This window comes from Xanthomonas sp. D-99, from assembly GCF_017746145.1.
In the GTDB taxonomy this organism is placed as follows: Bacteria; Pseudomonadota; Gammaproteobacteria; order Xanthomonadales; family Xanthomonadaceae; genus Xanthomonas; species Xanthomonas cissicola.
In genome coordinates this window covers 1-16280 of the sequence record NZ_JAGHWU010000075.1, presented here as the reverse complement: position 1 = coordinate 16280, position 16280 = coordinate 1, and the positions used below count along the sequence as shown (strand labels likewise).

Genomic DNA, 16280 nt, shown 5'->3' with positions numbered 1-16280 from the left:
TGCGCAAGATTCAACCTCCACGTTTGACGATGGCCTTGCACAACTGTTCATGGATACGGGCACCTCGCGCCGACAGCATGTCGGATTGCCAGGAACCACGACGGCGCCCATTGATGGTTATATGACCAGGCCCCATCGACTGCGCCAGTCCGATGCGTACGCCAAAGCGCTTGATTGCCAGAAGCAAACCCGGCGTTAACGAAAGACCACGCATGACCAGCTTCTTCAAGTACGGGCGCAGTAGAACGTAGCGCATACAGGCGGTAACCCAAGCGCGAATACGACCGGGTCGGCTTACGCCGTCAGTATCCGGATGCAAGCGCCCGCTCCAAATCCGCCCACAAATCCCCCACATCCTCAATTCCCACGCTCAACCGCACCAGCGCATCGCTGATGCCGAGCTGCTCGCGGCGGGCCACGGGAATGGAGGCGTGGGTCATGACGGCGGGATGGTTGACCAGGCTTTCCACGCCGCCGAGCGATTCGGCCAGGGTGAACAATTCGGTCTTCTCGCAGAAACGCTTGGCTGCGTCGAAGCCGCCCTTGAGGACGATGGAGACGATGCCGCCGAAGCCGGACATCTGGCTTTTCGCGAGCGCATGTTGCGGGTGCGAGGCAAGGCCAGGATAAATGACCTTTTCGATCGCAGGGTGGGTTTCCAGCCATTGCGCAAGCACCAGAGCGTTTTCGCAGTGCGCACGCATGCGCAGCGGGAGGGTTTTGAGGCCGCGCAAGGCGAGAAAGCTGTCGAACGGGCCCTGGACCCCGCCGATGGAGTTCTGCAGGAACGCCATCTGCTCGGCGAGCTCGGCGTTGTCGCCAACGACCGCGATACCGCCCACCATGTCCGAGTGGCCGTTGAGATACTTGGTGGCCGAGTGCACGACGATGTCCACACCCAGGCTGAGCGGGCGCTGCAGCATCGGGGAGGCAAAGGTGTTGTCGACCACGATCAGCAGGCCACGCTTGCGCGCGATCTCGGCAATGGCAGCGATATCGACCAGCTTGAGCATCGGGTTGGTCGGGGTCTCGATCCACACCATCTTGGTATCGGGGCGAATCGCCGCCTCGAACGCAGCCGGGTCGGTCAGGTCGACGAAGCTGAAATCCAGACCGGCAGTGCGGCGACGCACGCGCTCGAACAAGCGAAAGGTGCCGCCGTACAGGTCGTCCATCGCCACCACGTGGCTGTCGGCATCCAGCAACTCCATCACCGTCGAGGTGGCAGCCATGCCGGAGGCGAACGCAAATGCGCGCGTACCGCCTTCCAACGCAGCAACACAACGCTCGTAGGCAAAACGCGTGGGGTTATGCGTGCGGGAGTATTCGAAACCCTGGTGCTCGCCGGGGCCGGACTGCGCATAGGTGGACGTCGCATAGATCGGCGGCATCACCGCGCCGGTGCTCGGATCTGGCGACTGCCCTCCATGGATCGCCAGCGTTGCGAGCGACAGCGCGCGCTCGCCGTCATGGCTATGAGTGGTGCGATTGGACATGGAGGTTCCCGAAAAAGTGGGCGATTGTAACAAGCAGGTCTGAATGGCCCGTGCCGCGCGTCTCATCCGAGCGCGCGGCGGAGCGGGGTCACTGCACGCGGCGGCGCAGATAGTTGAGCAGGTCGATGCGGGTGATGAGGCCAAGGAATTGCGTGCCGTCCATGACAATGGCGACCTGGCCACGGTCGAACACCGGCAGCAGCGCTTCGATCGGCGAAGCCACGTCCAGACGATCCAGCTTGCTGACCATGGCCGTGGAAATCGGGTCGCGGAAGCGGGCTTCGTCGCCATAGACATGCAGCAGCACGTCGCTTTCGTCCACGATGCCCACCAGTTCGCCGTCGTCGATCACCGGCAACTGCGACACGTCGTACAACTTCATGCGCTGGTAGGCGGTGGTCAGCAGATCCTTCGGGCCCACCACCACGGTGTCGCGCTTGTTGTACGGGCGCAGGATCAGGTCGCGCAGATCGCCGTGTTGCGGGCGCTCCAGGAAGCCGTTGTCGAGCATCCAGTAGTCGTTGTACATCTTGGACAGATACTTGTTGCCGGTATCGCAGACGAACACCAGCACGCGCTTGGGCGTGGTTTGTTCGCGGCAATACTTCAGCGCAGCGGCCAGCAGGGTGCCGGTGGACGAGCCGCCGAGGATGCCCTCCTTGGCCAGCAGCTCGCGCGCGGTATGGAAGCTTTCCGCGTCGCTGATGGAATAGGCCTTCTTGACCCGCGAAAAGTCGGAGATATCCGGGAGGAAATCCTCGCCGATGCCTTCGACCAACCAGCTGCCGGACTTCTCGCTGACCGTGCCTTCTTCGATGTACTGGGTCAGGATCGAACCGACCGGGTCGGCCAATACCAGTTCGGTGTGCGGCGAGGCACTGGCGAAGGCGCGCGACAGGCCGGTCATGGTGCCGGAGCTGCCGCAGCCGAACACGATGGCGTCCAGCCGGCCGTCCATCTGCGCCAGGATTTCCGGGCCGGTGCCGAATTCGTGCGCGGCCGGGTTGTCCGGGTTGCCGAACTGGTTGATGAAGTAGGCGCCAGGGGTCTCGGCTGCGATCCTGGCAGCCAAGTCCTGGTAGTACTCGGGATGGCCCTTGGCCACATCCGAGCGGGTCAGCACCACGTTGGCGCCCATGGCCTTGAGATTGAAGATCTTCTCGCGACTCATCTTGTCCGGCACCACCAGGATCAACTGGTAGCCCTTCTGCTGCGCCACCAGGGCCAAGCCCAGACCGGTGTTGCCGGCAGTGCCCTCCACCAGGGTAGCGCCGGGCTTGAGATCGCCGCGCCGCTCGGCCGCCTCGATCATCGACAGACCGATGCGGTCCTTGATCGATCCGCCCGGATTATTCGCCTCCAGCTTGAGGAACAGCTCGCAGACGCCGGTGTCCAGGCGCTGGGCCTTGACGATCGGCGTGTTGCCAATCAGTTCGAGTACGGAGGAATGAATCGCCATCGGAGTATCGTCGCTGCGCCACGCGGGCTAGACCGGTCATTATCCGACGAACCGCCGGGGAATGCTCATTCAGCATTGAACCGATTGCGCAGGCCGATGAACAAACAGGCTCAACCGGCCACCGATGCGCTCTTCGCCAGGAGACCTAGCGCTACACATAAAGACGCGGACGGTGGCAAGCCGACGAGGAGGCCGCCACCGCCCGCGACGGTGAACTTGTTCTAACGGTGGGGAAGGATCAGTGGGTGAGCTGGTCGTACATGCGGGTGAGCTTTTCTTTGGCCTGCAACTTCTCGCGCTTCATCTGGCCCAAGGTCACGTCGTCGATCGGGAGCACCCCGAGTTCGGCATCCATGCATTTCTTGTTCAATAGCTTGTGGCGTTGGTAGAGCTGCTTGAACTGGGGATCGGACTTCATCAATGCGTCGATTTCGGTCTGCGGTTGCCCTTCGAACATGGCGTTACCTCCTTCACTTAAAACAAGAACGCCCCGGCCAGCGAAGGCACGGGGCGCAGCTTGGGGATGGAAGACCAACGCGTTGCAAAGGCCGACACACGGGCGGAACCACCGACAACCACTCCACCCTCTTGTCTCGTTGCGTGCCTCTGCATCACTGACCCGGCCCTCCGTACTTCCCGGGCGGCGAAGTTGCTACCCGGAGGTACGACCCTACGCCGGTCGCGGAGGGGGTTCAAGACCGAAACGGCCGCATTTGCCGTTCCCTGCCTCAATCAGTGACCGCGGTTCAACCAGGCGTCATGCCCGGGTTAAAAGACCTTAACTTCCAATCACTTGCAACAATCGACATCAGGGCGCGACAACGACCTCGGCCGCGCGGGCCTTACTGGCCGCGCCCTTGGTGCCGCTGACCTGCAACCGCGAAGCCGACACTCCGCCTGCCACCAAGGCATCGCGCACCGCTTCGGCACGCTTCCTGGCAATGGCTGCATCGGTGTCGAAGCCGACGATGCTGACCCGACCCTTCTTGCCGATGTTCAGATATTCGGCCAATGCCTTGGCCTGCCCGGCGGCATCCCCGGACAACGCCGCCTTGCCACCGAAGGCGCCACTGCCCAGGGAAAACACTTCGCCGCGGCTGTCGAACTTGGCCGCCGGCAGCTTGGCCCCGGCCACCAGCTCGGCCTCCTCATGCGCCAGCTGCACCGCCTTCTGCTGGGCCGCGTTGAGCTTGGCGGTCTGCTTGCCGGCCACGCTGGTCAACGCCAGCTCGGCGTCCTGGCGGGCGAGCGCTTCCTGTTCGGCGGCCTGGCGTGCCTGCTCGGCAGCCTCGGTCTGGATCTGCGCCTGTACGCGCAAGCGTTCGGCTTCCTGGCGCGCCCGTGCCGCGTCGCGGCGGCTGGCTTCGATCAGCAAGTCGTTGCGCGTGCCTTCCAGGCGGTCCAGCTCGCGCCGCGCCAGCGCGGTACGGGCGGTGAGTTCGGCGATTTCGACCCGGCGGTCGGCCAGAAACACCAGCTCGTCGCGGTCGCGCCGCTTGGCTTCGGCCAGCGCAGCCACGCTTTGCTGTGCCTGCAGCCGCTCAAAGCGCGCCAGATCATTGGTCTGCGGGTCGTTCTGTAGCGCGGCCAGGCGCCGGTTGAGCGCGTCGGCCTGCGGGTCGTCCTTGGCCGCCATCGCCAGCGGCGGCAACGTGACCAGGCTCAACACACCGAAATACAGCAAGGGGCGCAGTGTCATCGGCCGCCCTCCCCGGTATTGAGGGTGTTCTGCAACTGCGCCACTTCCTTCCTGCGCTGTTCCAGTTGCGCGGTGACCACCGCTTCTTCGCTGCGGGCCTTGGCCAGGTCGGCGTCGGCGGCTGCGCGCAAGGCGATCTGGGGCACCTGCTTGCGCTGGCGTTTGTCCAGTTGCGCCTGCTGGGCCTGCATCAATTCCTGGCGCGCCAGGTTGACCAGATCCGGGGCGTATTGGTCGGCATCGGCCTGGGTGGCGCGTTGCACGGCCTGTTCGGCGGCGGTGAGCTCCGGTGCCACCTGGGCGGCAGCCGGAGAGGAAAGAACCATGAAACAGGCGATGCCATACAGGGATCGCCGCAAGTATGCGAAGCTAGCCGTCATTAGGGGAGCCGTAGCGAGAAGTCTCGAGCACGGCCATTGTCGGAAGCCTGCGGCGGACTTGCAACGAGACGCTGCTGTTTGTTGGGGAACCATTGCGCATGGATATCGGCTACTTCCTGAAGCTGATGACCGAAAAGAATGCCTCGGACATGTTCTTGACCACCGGCGCGCCGGTGTACATCAAGATCGAAGGCAAGCTTTACCCGCTCGGCAATACGGGGTTGCCGCCGGGGATGGTCAAGAAAATCGCTTACTCGTTGATGGACGAAGGCCAGGTGCCGCAGTTCGAGCGCGAGCTCGAGCTCAACATGGCCATTGCGCTGCCGGACGCTGGCCGCTTCCGCGTGAACGTGTTCAAGCAGCGCGGCGAGGTGGGCATGGTGATTCGCGCCATTCGCAGCCGGATTCCCAGCATCGAAGAGCTCAATCTGCCGCAGGTGCTCAAGGACGTCATCATGACCCCGCGCGGGCTGGTGCTGGTGGTGGGTTCGACCGGCTCGGGCAAGTCGACCTCGCTGGCGTCGATGATCGACCACCGCAACAGCACCACCACCGGGCACATCCTCACCATCGAGGACCCGATCGAATATCTGCACAAGCACAAGATGTCGATCGTGAACCAGCGCGAGGTGGGCCTGGACACCCACGCCTTCCAGAACGCGCTGAAGAACGCCATGCGCGAGGCGCCGGACGTGATTCTGATCGGCGAGATCCTGGACGCCGAAACCATGGAGGCGGCGATCGCCTTTGCCGAAACCGGCCACCTGTGCCTGGCCACGCTGCACTCCAACAATGCCGACCAGACCATCGAGCGCATCCTCAATTTCTTCCCGGAGAGCGCGCACAAGAACGTGTTGATGAACCTGGCGCTGAACCTGCGCGCGGTCATCTCCCAGCGTTTGGTCAAGGGCGTGGACGGCCGTCGTCGACCGGCCACCGAAGTGCTGCTCAACACGCCGATGATCCGCGACCTGCTACGCCGCGGTCAGGTGCACGAGGTCAAGCAGGCGATGGAAGAGTCGCTGGAAGAAGGCATGCAGACCTTCGACCAATGCCTGTTCCGGATGGTGAAGTCGGGCGAAATCGAGCAGGAAGAAGCGCTGCGCGCTGCCGACTCGCGCGACGGCCTGGCCCTGAAGTTCCGCCTTTCCGAAGGCGGCTCCGGCGAGCACGACCCATACGCGGACTACGAAGCGGCCGCGGCACCGAAGATCAGTCACGGGTTCATTTAATCGGTTCGGCGGCAACGAGCGGCGATCTCGCGGCGCCGGGGCTGCTGGCCCTTTCAGGGCGACTCTGCGACGCGCCCCTCGTTCGCGATGCCGATGCGACCAGCGCCCTCATCCGGCGCTGCGCGCCACCTTCTCCCGCCTGCGGGAGAAGGGAAAGATGGGCGGCCTCCCGTGTGCGGGAGAAGGGAAAGATGGGCGGCCGCGTAGTGCTTTTGGGTGTCGGTTTCGAAGCCTTCGAACATACGTTCCGACGTCGGCCTGGCGTGGTGCCGACAGCCCGAACCGGATGGGTGCCCGCCTGCCCTTCTCCCGTGTGACGGGAGAAGGTGCCCGAAGGGCGGATGAGGGCTGTGACAGCCTTCCCTCAGGCCACCGCGTCGGCCTGCATCTCCGGGCGCGCCGCATCGAAGGCCGGCAACTGCAGGCAGGCCTGCTCGATGCGCCGCAGGGTCGGATATGGCACCAGATCCACCTCGAAACGGTGCGCGTTGTAGAGCTGCGGAATCAGCACGCAATCGGCCAGGCCCGGTACATCGCCGTGGCAGAAGCGCCCGGTCTGCGCATCACGCGCCAGCTGCGTTTCCAGTGCCGTAAAGCCACGCGCCATCCAGAGCCGTGTCCACTGCTGGCGTTGTGCGCCCTCCAGCGCGAACTCGCGCTCCAGCGCCTGCAGGACGCGCAGGTTGTTGAGCGGGTGCACATCGCAGGCGATGAGCTGCGCCAGTGCGCGCACCCGGGCGCGTTCTTCAGGCGCGCGCGGCAGCAACGCCGTGGTGTCCGCAAATGCCTCTTCCAGATACTCCAGAATCGCCAGCGACTGCGCGATCACCACAGCGCCATGCCGCAACGTCGGCACCAGTTCCTGCGGATTGAGTTGCGCATAGGCAGGCGCGTGCTGCTCGCCCCCGTCACGCACCAGATGCACCGGGTGAGCGATGTAGTCCAGCGCCTTCAGCCCCAGACCGATGCGCACGCGATAGGCCGCGCTCGAGCGCCAGTACGAAAACAGTTCCAGGGCCGCGCTCATATGCGACCGCCCGCCGTCGCTACGCCCCAGGTCATGGCAGCGGCTGCCGCTCGACGCGCTGCTCGATCGCGCCGAAGATGCTGGCGCCGCCGGCATCGAACATCTCGATCCGCACCACGTCGCCGAAGGCCATGAACGGCGAGCTCGGCTTGCCATCGCGCAGGGTCTCCACCACACGTTGTTCGGCAAAACACGAGGCGCCCAGGGTGGTGTCCTGATTGGCGATGGTGCCCGAGCCCACAATCGTGCCGGCCGACAGCGGACGGGTCTTGGCGGCGTGGGCGATCAACTGGGCGAAGTCGAACTGCATGTCGTTGCCGGCTTCGGGAGCGCCGAACCAGGCACCGTTGACGTGCGTCACCAGCGGCAGATGCAGCTTGCTGTCGCGCCAGGCATCGTCCAGCTCGTCGGGTGTGACGAACACCGGCGACAGCGCCGAACGCGGCTTGGATTGCACGAACCCAAAGCCCTTGGCGAGCTCGGCCGGAATCAGGTTGCGCAGCGAGACATCGTTGACCAGCCCGACCAACTGGATGTGCGCAGCTGCCTGCTCGGGCGAAGCGCCCATCGGCACATCGTCGGTGACGACCACAATCTCCGCTTCCAGGTCGATGCCGTAGTCCTCGCTGATCACCTTGATGGCATCGCGCGGGCCGTAGAAGCCGGCGCTGGTGGCCTGGTACATCAGCGGGTCGGTGTAGAAGCTTTCCGGCACTTCGGCATTGCGCGCGCGGCGCACCCGCTCCACATGGGGCAGGTAGGCGCTGCCGTCGACGAACTCGTAGGCGCGCGGCAACGGGGCGGCCAAGGCCTGCACATCCAGATCGAACACACCATCGGCGCTGCCGTCGTTGAGCGAGGCCGACAAGGCATTCAGGCGCGGCGCCACATTGCTCCAGTCCTCCAGCGCGCGCTGCAGGGTGGGCGCGATGCCGGTGGCGCGCACGGCGGTGCGCAGGTCGCGCGCGACCACGACCAGGCAGCCGTCGCGACCACCTTCCTTCAGGGAACCTAGCTTCATGACCATCCTGTGCTGTGGCTGATCGGACGATTGTACGGCCTGCCGCAACAGTGGTTGCAACTGAAACAACTGACCGTGACCACAACCGCGAAACCGCGGTTTTGTGCAGCGCGCCAAACGCGAGTACACTTGCCGGGTCTGCATGCGGCCGTCCGTTTCCCTTAGGGACAGCCGGCGAGGCCAGGATCGATCGATCCGCTCGCCCGCCCCACCCGACGCCTTTCGTGGTGCCGACAAACCCATCGTTTCTTGATCGGGTTGATCCACCATCTCGCAGCGCGGTTCACGGGAACGCTCCGAGCCTCACTTTCTTGCATCTGCAATGCGTTTGCGCTCCGGGCTTGGCTTGGCGGCGACGCTTTACTTGGAGCTTCCTGATGTCTTTTGAATCCCTGGGCCTTGCGCCCTTCCTGCTGCGCGCGTTGGCCGAGCAGGGCTACGAAACCCCCACCCCGATCCAGCAGCAGGCGATCCCGTTGGTCCTGGCCGGTCACGACCTGCTGGCCGGCGCGCAGACCGGCACCGGCAAGACCGCTGCCTTCGGCCTGCCGCTGCTGCAACACCTGGGCACCGCGCCGCAGACCGTCAACGGCCCGCGCAAGCCGCGCGCGCTGATCCTGACCCCCACCCGCGAACTGGCCACCCAGGTGCACGACAGCCTGCGCGGCTACAGCAAGTACCTGCGCATTCCCAGCGCGGTGATCTATGGCGGCGTGGGCATGGGCAACCAGCTCGATGCGCTGCGTCGTGGCGTGGACCTGCTGATCGCCTGCCCGGGCCGCCTGATCGACCATATCGAACGTCGCAGCGTGGACCTGTCCGGCATCGAAGTGCTGATCCTGGACGAAGCCGACCGCATGCTCGACATGGGCTTCTTGCCCTCCATCAAGCGCATCCTGACCAAGTTGCCGCGCCAGGATCGTCAAACGCTGCTGTTCTCGGCGACCTTCGAAGAGAACATCAAGCAGCTGGCGCTGGAGTTCATGCGCAACCCGATGCAGATCCAGGTCACCCCGAGCAATACCGTGGCCGAGAGCATCACCCACCGCGTGCACCCGGTCGACGGCGCGCGCAAGCGCGACCTGCTGCTGCACCTGCTGGCGCAGGACAGCCGCGAGCAGACCCTGGTCTTCGCCCGTACCAAGCACGGCAGCGACAAGCTGGCGCTGTTCCTGGAGAAGTCCGGCATCAAGACCGCGGCGATCCACGGCAACAAGAGCCAGGGTCAGCGCATGCGTGCGCTGAGCGACTTCAAGGCCGGCCGCGTGACCGTGCTGGTGGCCACCGATATCGCCGCGCGCGGTATCGATATCGATCAGCTGCCGAAGGTCATCAACTACGATCTGCCGATGGTGGCCGAGGACTACGTGCACCGCATCGGCCGCACCGGCCGTAACGGCTCAACCGGCGAGGCGATTTCGCTGGTGGCGCAGGACGAAGCCAAGCTGCTGCGCCAGATCGTGCGCATGCTGGGCCGCGATGTGGAAATCCGCGACGTGCCGGGCTACGAGCCGCAGACCCCGATCCGCTGGGGCAACAGCGCGCCGGGTCGTGCCGAGCAGCCGGGTGGCGATCGCGCGCCGCGCAAGAGCCACGCCCGTCGTCCGCACGGCGATGCACCGCGTCAGGCGCACGCGCATGCCGGCCCGAAGAAGCCCGGTGGCCAGCGCAGCAACGGGCCGCGTCAGGCCAACACTGGCGCGGGTGCAGGCCGGCGCGATGGTGGTCGTGGTGGTCAGCGTCCGAGCGGTACGCGCTGAATCCTGCGCGCCGGCACATCCGGCGCCAGGTTGGCATTGAACTGAAAAGCCGCCCTTCGGGGCGGCTTTTTCGTGGGCACACCGCAGCAACTGCGCTGTGGCGAACCCGGTCGCGTACAACACGCATCCTCCACGCCTGGCGGCCGTGGCGTCATCGCTGCCAGTCGTGCCGTGCTGCGCCAGGTTAGCCTTCGATCAGCGCAGTATTGCGATCGATCGCCTCGCGGTAGCGGTCCAGCACTGCGGCGGTCTGCACGATGTACCGGCTCAGGTCCTCCCATCGGCGGTCTTCCAGCGCTTCGCGGATACCGGGCAAGGTCTTGACCTCGTAGCCGGTGGCCAGACCGGGGGCGTAGATCAGATTGCGGTACCACGGCCGGCCCGGCAGACCAGCCTCGGCCAGCAGGGTTTGATCGATGCGCTGCAGCGAGGCGTTGAGCTTGCTGCGTACGTGCGCATCCAGTTTGCCGCCGCGTGCGGCCAGTGCGGTGTCGTAACGCTTGGCACTGCCCTGCAGGCGCGTGATCGCCTGATCCAGTGCAGCGAAATCGATCTGCGGCACCGCCGCTTTCGGCTCGGGCGCACGCTGCGGCCGGTTCGGGTTATCCACCGCCGCGTAGGCGCCGGCCTGCAGCAACTCGGCCTGCGTGCGCGCCGCAGTGCGGTCGCTGTCTGCCTGTTGTTTGAGCTCCTGCGCATAACCGGCCACCGCATCGGCGAAGTCGCCGAAACGCTGCGGCAACACCGGTGCGTTGGCGACGCGCAGGACCGTACGACCCACGGTTTGCGACAACAACGGCAGATAGGCGAACTGCGGATCGATGAAGCGTGCGAAATAATCGTAGGAGTCGTACAGCGAGTGATAGACACCACTGCCTCCGCCCTGCCCGCCGTAGCCCAGATCCAGCGTGGCCAGTCCCAGATGCTGCAGAAAAGGGCTGTAGTCGCTGCCCGAACCGAGCGCCTTGAGCGGAATGTCGCCGCCGGCCGCAGCGGTTTTTGCGATGTCCTTCTGCGCCGGCTTGGCGGCGGGTGCCAGTGCGTCGATGCGCGCACGCGCGCGCTGACGTTCGAGCACGCTTACGCCGCTGTCCGGGTCCTGCACGTCGGCCGCCACGCTATTGACCAGGCGTTGCAACGCGTGACTGCCGCCGGCGTTGAGAAAGCCGCGTCCATTGCCGTCGGTGTTGACATACAGCACCGCTTTGCGTCGCAGCTCGTCGGCGTGTTGCTCGGCCCATTCGGTGGAGCCGAGCAGGCCGGCTTCTTCGCCATCCCAGCTGGCGTACACCAGCGTGCGCTTGGGACGCTGACCCTGTTTGGCCAGCTCGCCAATCGCCTTGGCTTCGGCCAGCAGCGCGGTGGTGCCCGATAGCGGGTCGGCCGCACCGAACACCCAGCCGTCGCGGTGATTGCCGCGCACGACCCATTGGTCTGGATATTCGCTGCCGCGCAAGGTGGCGATGACGTTGTAGATGGTCTGGCTGCCCCAGTCGGCATCCACCTTCAGATGCACGCGTGCGGTTGCATCGCCGCCGATGCGGTAGGTGATCGGCAATGCGCCGCGCCAGTCTTCCGGTGCTACCGGGCCGCCCAACGCGGCCAGCAGCGGCTGTGCGTCGCCCCAGCTGATCGGCAGGGTCGGGATCTTCAACACGCTGCCGGCCTGTTCGATCTTCAGGCGCTTGGCGCCCTTGCTTGCGCCCACGCCCGGCGTCAGCGGATCGCCTGGGTAGATGGCGAAGTTGGCAACCGAGCCGCGTTGCACGCTCCACTGATTGCGCGCCGGTCCATAGGGATAGGCCTGATCCTGAAAATAGCCGTCATCGCGCGGATCGGAATAGATGATCGCTCCGATCGCGCCATGCTCCTGCGCCAGCCGCGGCTTGAGCCCGCGCCAACCCTTGCCGTAGCGCGCAATGACGATCTTGCCGCGCACATCCACGCCGTTGCGCGCCAGCGCTTCGTAGTCTTCGGCAATGCCGTAGTTGACGTACACCAGGTCGCCGGTGACATCGCCGTTGCCGCCATAGATCACGTACGGCGGCAGCACGTGTTCGGTCTGCGTGGAGGTGTTGTCGCCTGCCAGGGGCGGCTCTTTCAAGCGTGCGACATAGGGCTTGGGGCCAAGCAATTCCAGCTGCGAGCTCCTGGGCGACGGCCACAGCACCTCGAAGGTTTCGATCCGCGCATCCCAGCCGTAGTCGCGCAGGCGCGTTTGCAGATAGCGGGCGTTTTCCAGGTTGTGCGGCGCGCCCACCTGATTGGGCGCCGACGACCATTGCTTCAACCAGCCACGATAATCGGCGTCCTTCAGCCCGTCGTCGAAGCGTGCCTCCAGCGCGCGTTGCGCCTGGGCGGCCGCGGCGTCGTAACCGGGCAGCGCGGCCGCTTGCGTTGCAGGTTGTGCAGCCGGTTGTGCTGCAAGAGAAGGTGTGATCAGGGCCATGGCGATCAGCCAGGCATGCTGCGAAGAAGTCATCGTGAGTCCTTGAAGAACGTGTTTGGGGCCAAGCGCGGTTAGTCGTTCAAAGCGATGGCAGGCAGGCCACCATCGCATGGCCAAAGTCGCGAACCTGACGGTGCAGCGGGCGATGGCGCGATGGCGGCGTTACCGGCAACGCGCCATCGCCCGCATCGGCGCTACGTGCGCGAATCAGAACCGGTAATCCACCCCCACCGTGAAATAGCGCCCGCGCAAGTCGTATTGGGTGAAGTCGTAAGGCGCGCGAATCCCCGGAAAGGATGCATCGACCGGCGGCTGCTTGTCGGCCAGATTCTCGATCTTGGCGTACAGCGTGAGCGCGTCGATGCCGGTGTAGCCCAGATACAGGTCGAACTGGTTGTAGTCGCCCACGCGCGACTGCACGGCGCTCGCTGCCGCGCTGGCCTTCTGGTCGTAGCCGCCGGTGTAGTACCAGGTCAACGCGGCACTGATGCTGCCCAGATTCCAGTCCAACGTGGTGGTGGCCTTGTTGCGGGGCAGCGACGGGCCGAGATTGCTGCCGGCGTAATCCTGCAGCGGGCCACCGACCACGGTGGGGCGACGGTAATCGCGGACATGCGTGTAGGCCGTGTTGAGCCCGAAGTTGCCGGCCGCCTCGGTGCGCCAACGCTGGCGCAATTCGACATCGATGCCGGAGGTGCTGAGCTCGCTGAGATTCTGATAGCGGTTGTACACCGCCACCAGGGTGCCGCGCTCGTTGCGCACGACATCGGCCGGATGATTGTTCTGCACGATGGTGGCGTTGTTGCCGGTGCCGATCAGGTTGTCCAGTTCGATCTTGTACCAGTCCACGCTCAGGCTGGTCTCTGCCCATGGCGACAACACCACGCCCAGGTTGTAGCTGCGGGTGCGCTCGGGGTCGAGCGCGGTGTTGCCGACAGTGAAAAAGGTCGGGTTCTGGCGCGAGCCCGGCACATCCGGATCGTAGGGATCCACCACCGATCCGTAGGAAATATTGGTGCTGGCCGCATTCTCCGACAGCGACGGCGCACGAAAACCGCGCGAGGCCGCCGCGCGCACCAGCACTGCATCGAGCGGTTGCCAGCGCAAGCTGGCCTTGGGCGAAAATGCATCGCCGAAATCGCTGTAGTGATCGCCACGCCCGGCCAGTTGCAGCTCCAGCGATGGCAGCAGCGGTACGTTGACTTCGGCATACAGCGCCGACACCTTGCGCTCGCCGTCCACCGCAGCAATTGCCGGGCGGATCTGCAGGCCCTGATCGATCTGCAGCGGATTACGCGACACCAGTTCTTCCTGCCGCCACTCGGCACCGGCGGCGAATCCGACGCTGCCGGCTGGCAGCTCGAACAGATTGCCCGACACCTTGGCATCGACACCGCGCAAGGTCGATTGCGCAGGCCGCAAGGTGGCGAGGTTGATGCCATCGATCACCGCCTGCGGTGTGGCCGCTGGATCAAGCAGGTTGTAGCTGCCGTCGGCCAACGCCTGTGCCAAGGTGAAGCGGTTGGCAAAACCGCCGGACACGGTTTCGTGCTCGGTGCTGCGTGCGGCGAACGCCGCCGCCTCCCAATCCCAGCGTTCGGTGGTGCCGCGCACGCCGCCGAGAAAGCGGTAGGACTGCGAGCGATTGGTTTTGACCGTCTGGCCCAGGTCGAAGAAGGTGTATTCGATCGGCACCGCCGTGCCGTACGGGTTGTAGGGGCTGGAAGCCGGCAGCAGGTTGGAGACCGGCTCGGCCAGGCCGGTGCTGGCGTTCAACGCAAAGCGGCCGCCTTCCAAGGTGAAGTACGGGCTGGAGCCGAAGATCGACACGCCCTTGACCTCGCTGTAGAGCGCTTCGCCGAACGCTTCGACAGAATCGCTGAGCCGGAAGGTGGCGTTGGTGTAGGCCTGATAGCGCTTGGTGGAGGGAATCAGCGTGGTGAACGGCGCCTGGTTGAAGCCGCAGGTGTCGCCGGCCAGCCCGTCGATCGGCGCGCTGGCGGTCAGCACCGTACCGGCGGGGCAGTTGCCCTGCGCATCGAGCATCGGCACCGAGCGGCCGCCGACCAGGTAACGCGCGCCTTTGGCCGACCAGCCGTTCCAGCGCCCGCCCGGCAGATCGCTATAGATGCCCGAGCGGGTCAGTGCGCGCTGGTCCTGATCGAGACGGTCGCGGTTGTAGGCGTCGAAGCTGAAAAGGATGTTGTAGCCGTCGCTGTCCAGGTCGCCGATCCCGCCGATGAATTTGGCGCGCTGCGTGTCCATGCCGCCCTGATCGGAGGTACCGCCGCTGAGGCCCAGTTCGGCGCCCTGAAAATCCTGCCGGGTGATGATGTTGACCACGCCAGCCACCGCGTCTGAGCCGTACACCGCCGAGGCGCCGTCCTTGAGCACTTCGATGCGCTCCACTGCCACCAGCGGCAGCGCGTTGAGATTGACGAAGGTGTCGCCCAGGCCATTGGCGGGAAAGCCGTAATTGGCCAGACGGCGACCGTTGAGCAGGACCAGCGTGTTCTTCTGCGACAGCCCGCGCAGGCCGATGCCCGCCGAGCCCGACGCCCAGCCGTTGTTGGTGGTCTCGTTGGTGGCGTTGCCGGTGTTGGCCGAGATGGAACGCAGCGCGTCGGCCACGGTGACCTTGCCGGACTGCTCCAGTTGCTGGCGGTCGATCACCTGCACCGGGTTCGGGCCTTCGCTGTCGCTGCGCTTGATGTTGGAACCGGTGACGCTGACGGTGGCCAGGGTCTTGCCGGTGGCGGGTGTTGCCTCGTCGGCATGTGCAAGCGGAATCAGCACCGAAAACACGGCAACAGACAGCAGATAAGGCATAGGGCGCTTCACGCACGGCATCCATGAACAGGGGGCCGTGCAGTGGGCCATGTACGCTTTACTAACAAAAATTACATATCTGCATACAGATATGCGTTACGGTGACACACGCTGACACACGGAGACGCTTGCCAGCGCATCGGAGCTGGCCCGGTGCTGCCCTGAACTATCGCGTGCAAGCGGTCGCCATCGCTTGAAAATGCGAAAAGTACTGCAGCGTTGCGCGTGGCGTGGGCTCCATACGGCCCGGCCCACTTACAATGTCGCGCATGGATATCTTCAAAGTCTTCACCCTCGAAGCCGCGCACCGGCTTCCCAACGTGCCCCCTGGGCATAAATGCGCGCGCCTGCACGGCCATTCGTTTCGCGTCGAGCTGCATGTCAGCGGCGAACCCGGCGCCGAAACCGGCTGGATCATGGATTTCGGCGACATCAAGGCCGCTTTCCAGCCGATCTACGACCGCCTGGACCACCATTACCTCAACGAGATCGAGGGACTGGAAAACCCCACCAGCGAGCGCCTGGCGATCTGGATCTGGCAGCAGCTCAAGCCGGCGCTGCCGCAGCTGAGCGAGATCGTGGTGCACGAGACCTGCACCTCCGGCTGCCGCTATCGCGGCTGAGCGCGCAGCGCACTTGTGTGACCTGAAGCCGCCCGCTTGGGCGGCTTCTTCACCTCAACGGCTGCCTGACGTGTTGCTGTAAGCGTGCCCTGGTCTTCCAACCTATAAGCGGATCTGCAACACCCTTCACCGGCTAGGAGACGAGCGCAGCTTCAAAAAACAACGCTGCAGTTGACCGACACATTGGTCGCTGCCGGAGTGACATCTCGTCTGACAACGGTGCGACTGGCTGAAACGCTCAGACCCACCCTCGGCGAAAACGCATAGTTGCCACTCACGCCCATCTTTAGGGAAGGTCTGATCAA

The 16280-nt window shown here is 64.9% G+C and carries 13 protein-coding genes; 3 read left to right on the top strand and 10 right to left on the bottom strand.

The window, feature by feature from the left end:
* Positions 1-10 precede the first annotated feature (10 nt).
* From J7360_RS19255 to J7360_RS19230, 6 genes are all read right to left on the bottom strand, one after another.
* Positions 11-229, bottom strand: a complete 219-nt coding sequence (locus J7360_RS19255; RefSeq protein WP_244667837.1) for a hypothetical protein — start codon at positions 227-229, stop codon at positions 11-13.
* 73 nt (positions 230-302) lie between these two features.
* On the bottom strand, positions 303-1496 hold the full coding sequence (locus J7360_RS19250) for a cystathionine gamma-synthase (protein ID WP_057662855.1): 1194 nt from the start codon (positions 1494-1496) through the stop codon (positions 303-305).
* An 88-nt stretch (positions 1497-1584) separates the two neighbouring features.
* Complete coding sequence (locus J7360_RS19245) at positions 1585-2955, bottom strand: pyridoxal-phosphate dependent enzyme (protein ID WP_022559988.1); 1371 nt, start codon at positions 2953-2955, stop codon at positions 1585-1587.
* Between the two features lie 238 nt (positions 2956-3193).
* The gene (locus tag J7360_RS19240) at positions 3194-3412 is read right to left on the bottom strand and encodes a YdcH family protein (protein WP_003484103.1); all 219 of its coding nucleotides are present in this window, start codon (positions 3410-3412) and stop codon (positions 3194-3196) included.
* Between the two features lie 351 nt (positions 3413-3763).
* Positions 3764-4654 carry a hypothetical protein gene (locus J7360_RS19235; protein WP_057662854.1) on the bottom strand — a complete coding sequence of 297 codons (891 nt, stop codon included), beginning with the start codon at positions 4652-4654 and terminating at the stop codon, positions 3764-3766.
* Positions 4651-5034 (bottom strand): DUF4398 domain-containing protein, encoded by a 384-nt coding sequence (locus J7360_RS19230; protein ID WP_005914753.1) that lies wholly within the window; start codon positions 5032-5034, stop codon positions 4651-4653. The genes J7360_RS19235 and J7360_RS19230 overlap by 4 nt, the downstream gene beginning before the upstream one ends.
* 98 nt (positions 5035-5132) lie before the next feature.
* Between J7360_RS19230 and J7360_RS19225 the strand changes: the two genes are divergently transcribed.
* The gene (locus J7360_RS19225) at positions 5133-6266 is read left to right on the top strand and encodes a PilT/PilU family type 4a pilus ATPase (protein ID WP_209034527.1); all 1134 of its coding nucleotides are present in this window, start codon (positions 5133-5135) and stop codon (positions 6264-6266) included.
* Positions 6267-6630: 364 nt separating this feature from the next.
* Here J7360_RS19225 and maiA read toward each other — a convergent pair whose 3' ends face one another.
* Positions 6631-7293, bottom strand: a complete 663-nt coding sequence (gene maiA, locus J7360_RS19220) for a maleylacetoacetate isomerase (protein ID WP_022559990.1) — start codon at positions 7291-7293, stop codon at positions 6631-6633.
* Between the two features lie 31 nt (positions 7294-7324).
* Positions 7325-8383: a fumarylacetoacetate hydrolase family protein gene (locus J7360_RS19215; RefSeq protein WP_174232353.1), complete on the bottom strand. Its 1059-nt coding sequence runs from the start codon at positions 8381-8383 to the stop codon at positions 7325-7327.
* A 308-nt stretch (positions 8384-8691) separates the two neighbouring features.
* Between J7360_RS19215 and J7360_RS19210 the strand changes: the two genes are divergently transcribed.
* On the top strand, positions 8692-10074 hold the full coding sequence (locus J7360_RS19210) for a DEAD/DEAH box helicase (protein WP_003484084.1): 1383 nt from the start codon (positions 8692-8694) through the stop codon (positions 10072-10074).
* 184 nt (positions 10075-10258) lie between these two features.
* On the opposite strand, the gene J7360_RS19205 is transcribed toward J7360_RS19210, so the two are convergent.
* Complete coding sequence (locus J7360_RS19205) at positions 10259-12556, bottom strand: transferrin receptor-like dimerization domain-containing protein (RefSeq protein WP_057662850.1); 2298 nt, start codon at positions 12554-12556, stop codon at positions 10259-10261.
* A gap of 174 nt (positions 12557-12730) precedes the next feature.
* Positions 12731-15352, bottom strand: a complete 2622-nt coding sequence (locus J7360_RS19200; protein WP_057662847.1) for a TonB-dependent receptor — start codon at positions 15350-15352, stop codon at positions 12731-12733.
* A 269-nt stretch (positions 15353-15621) separates the two neighbouring features.
* On the opposite strand from J7360_RS19200, the gene queD reads away from it, so the two are divergent.
* Positions 15622-15975, top strand: coding sequence for a 6-carboxytetrahydropterin synthase QueD (gene queD, locus J7360_RS19195; protein WP_003484074.1), 354 nt, complete (start codon positions 15622-15624; stop codon positions 15973-15975).
* Positions 15976-16280: the final 305 nt, after the last annotated feature.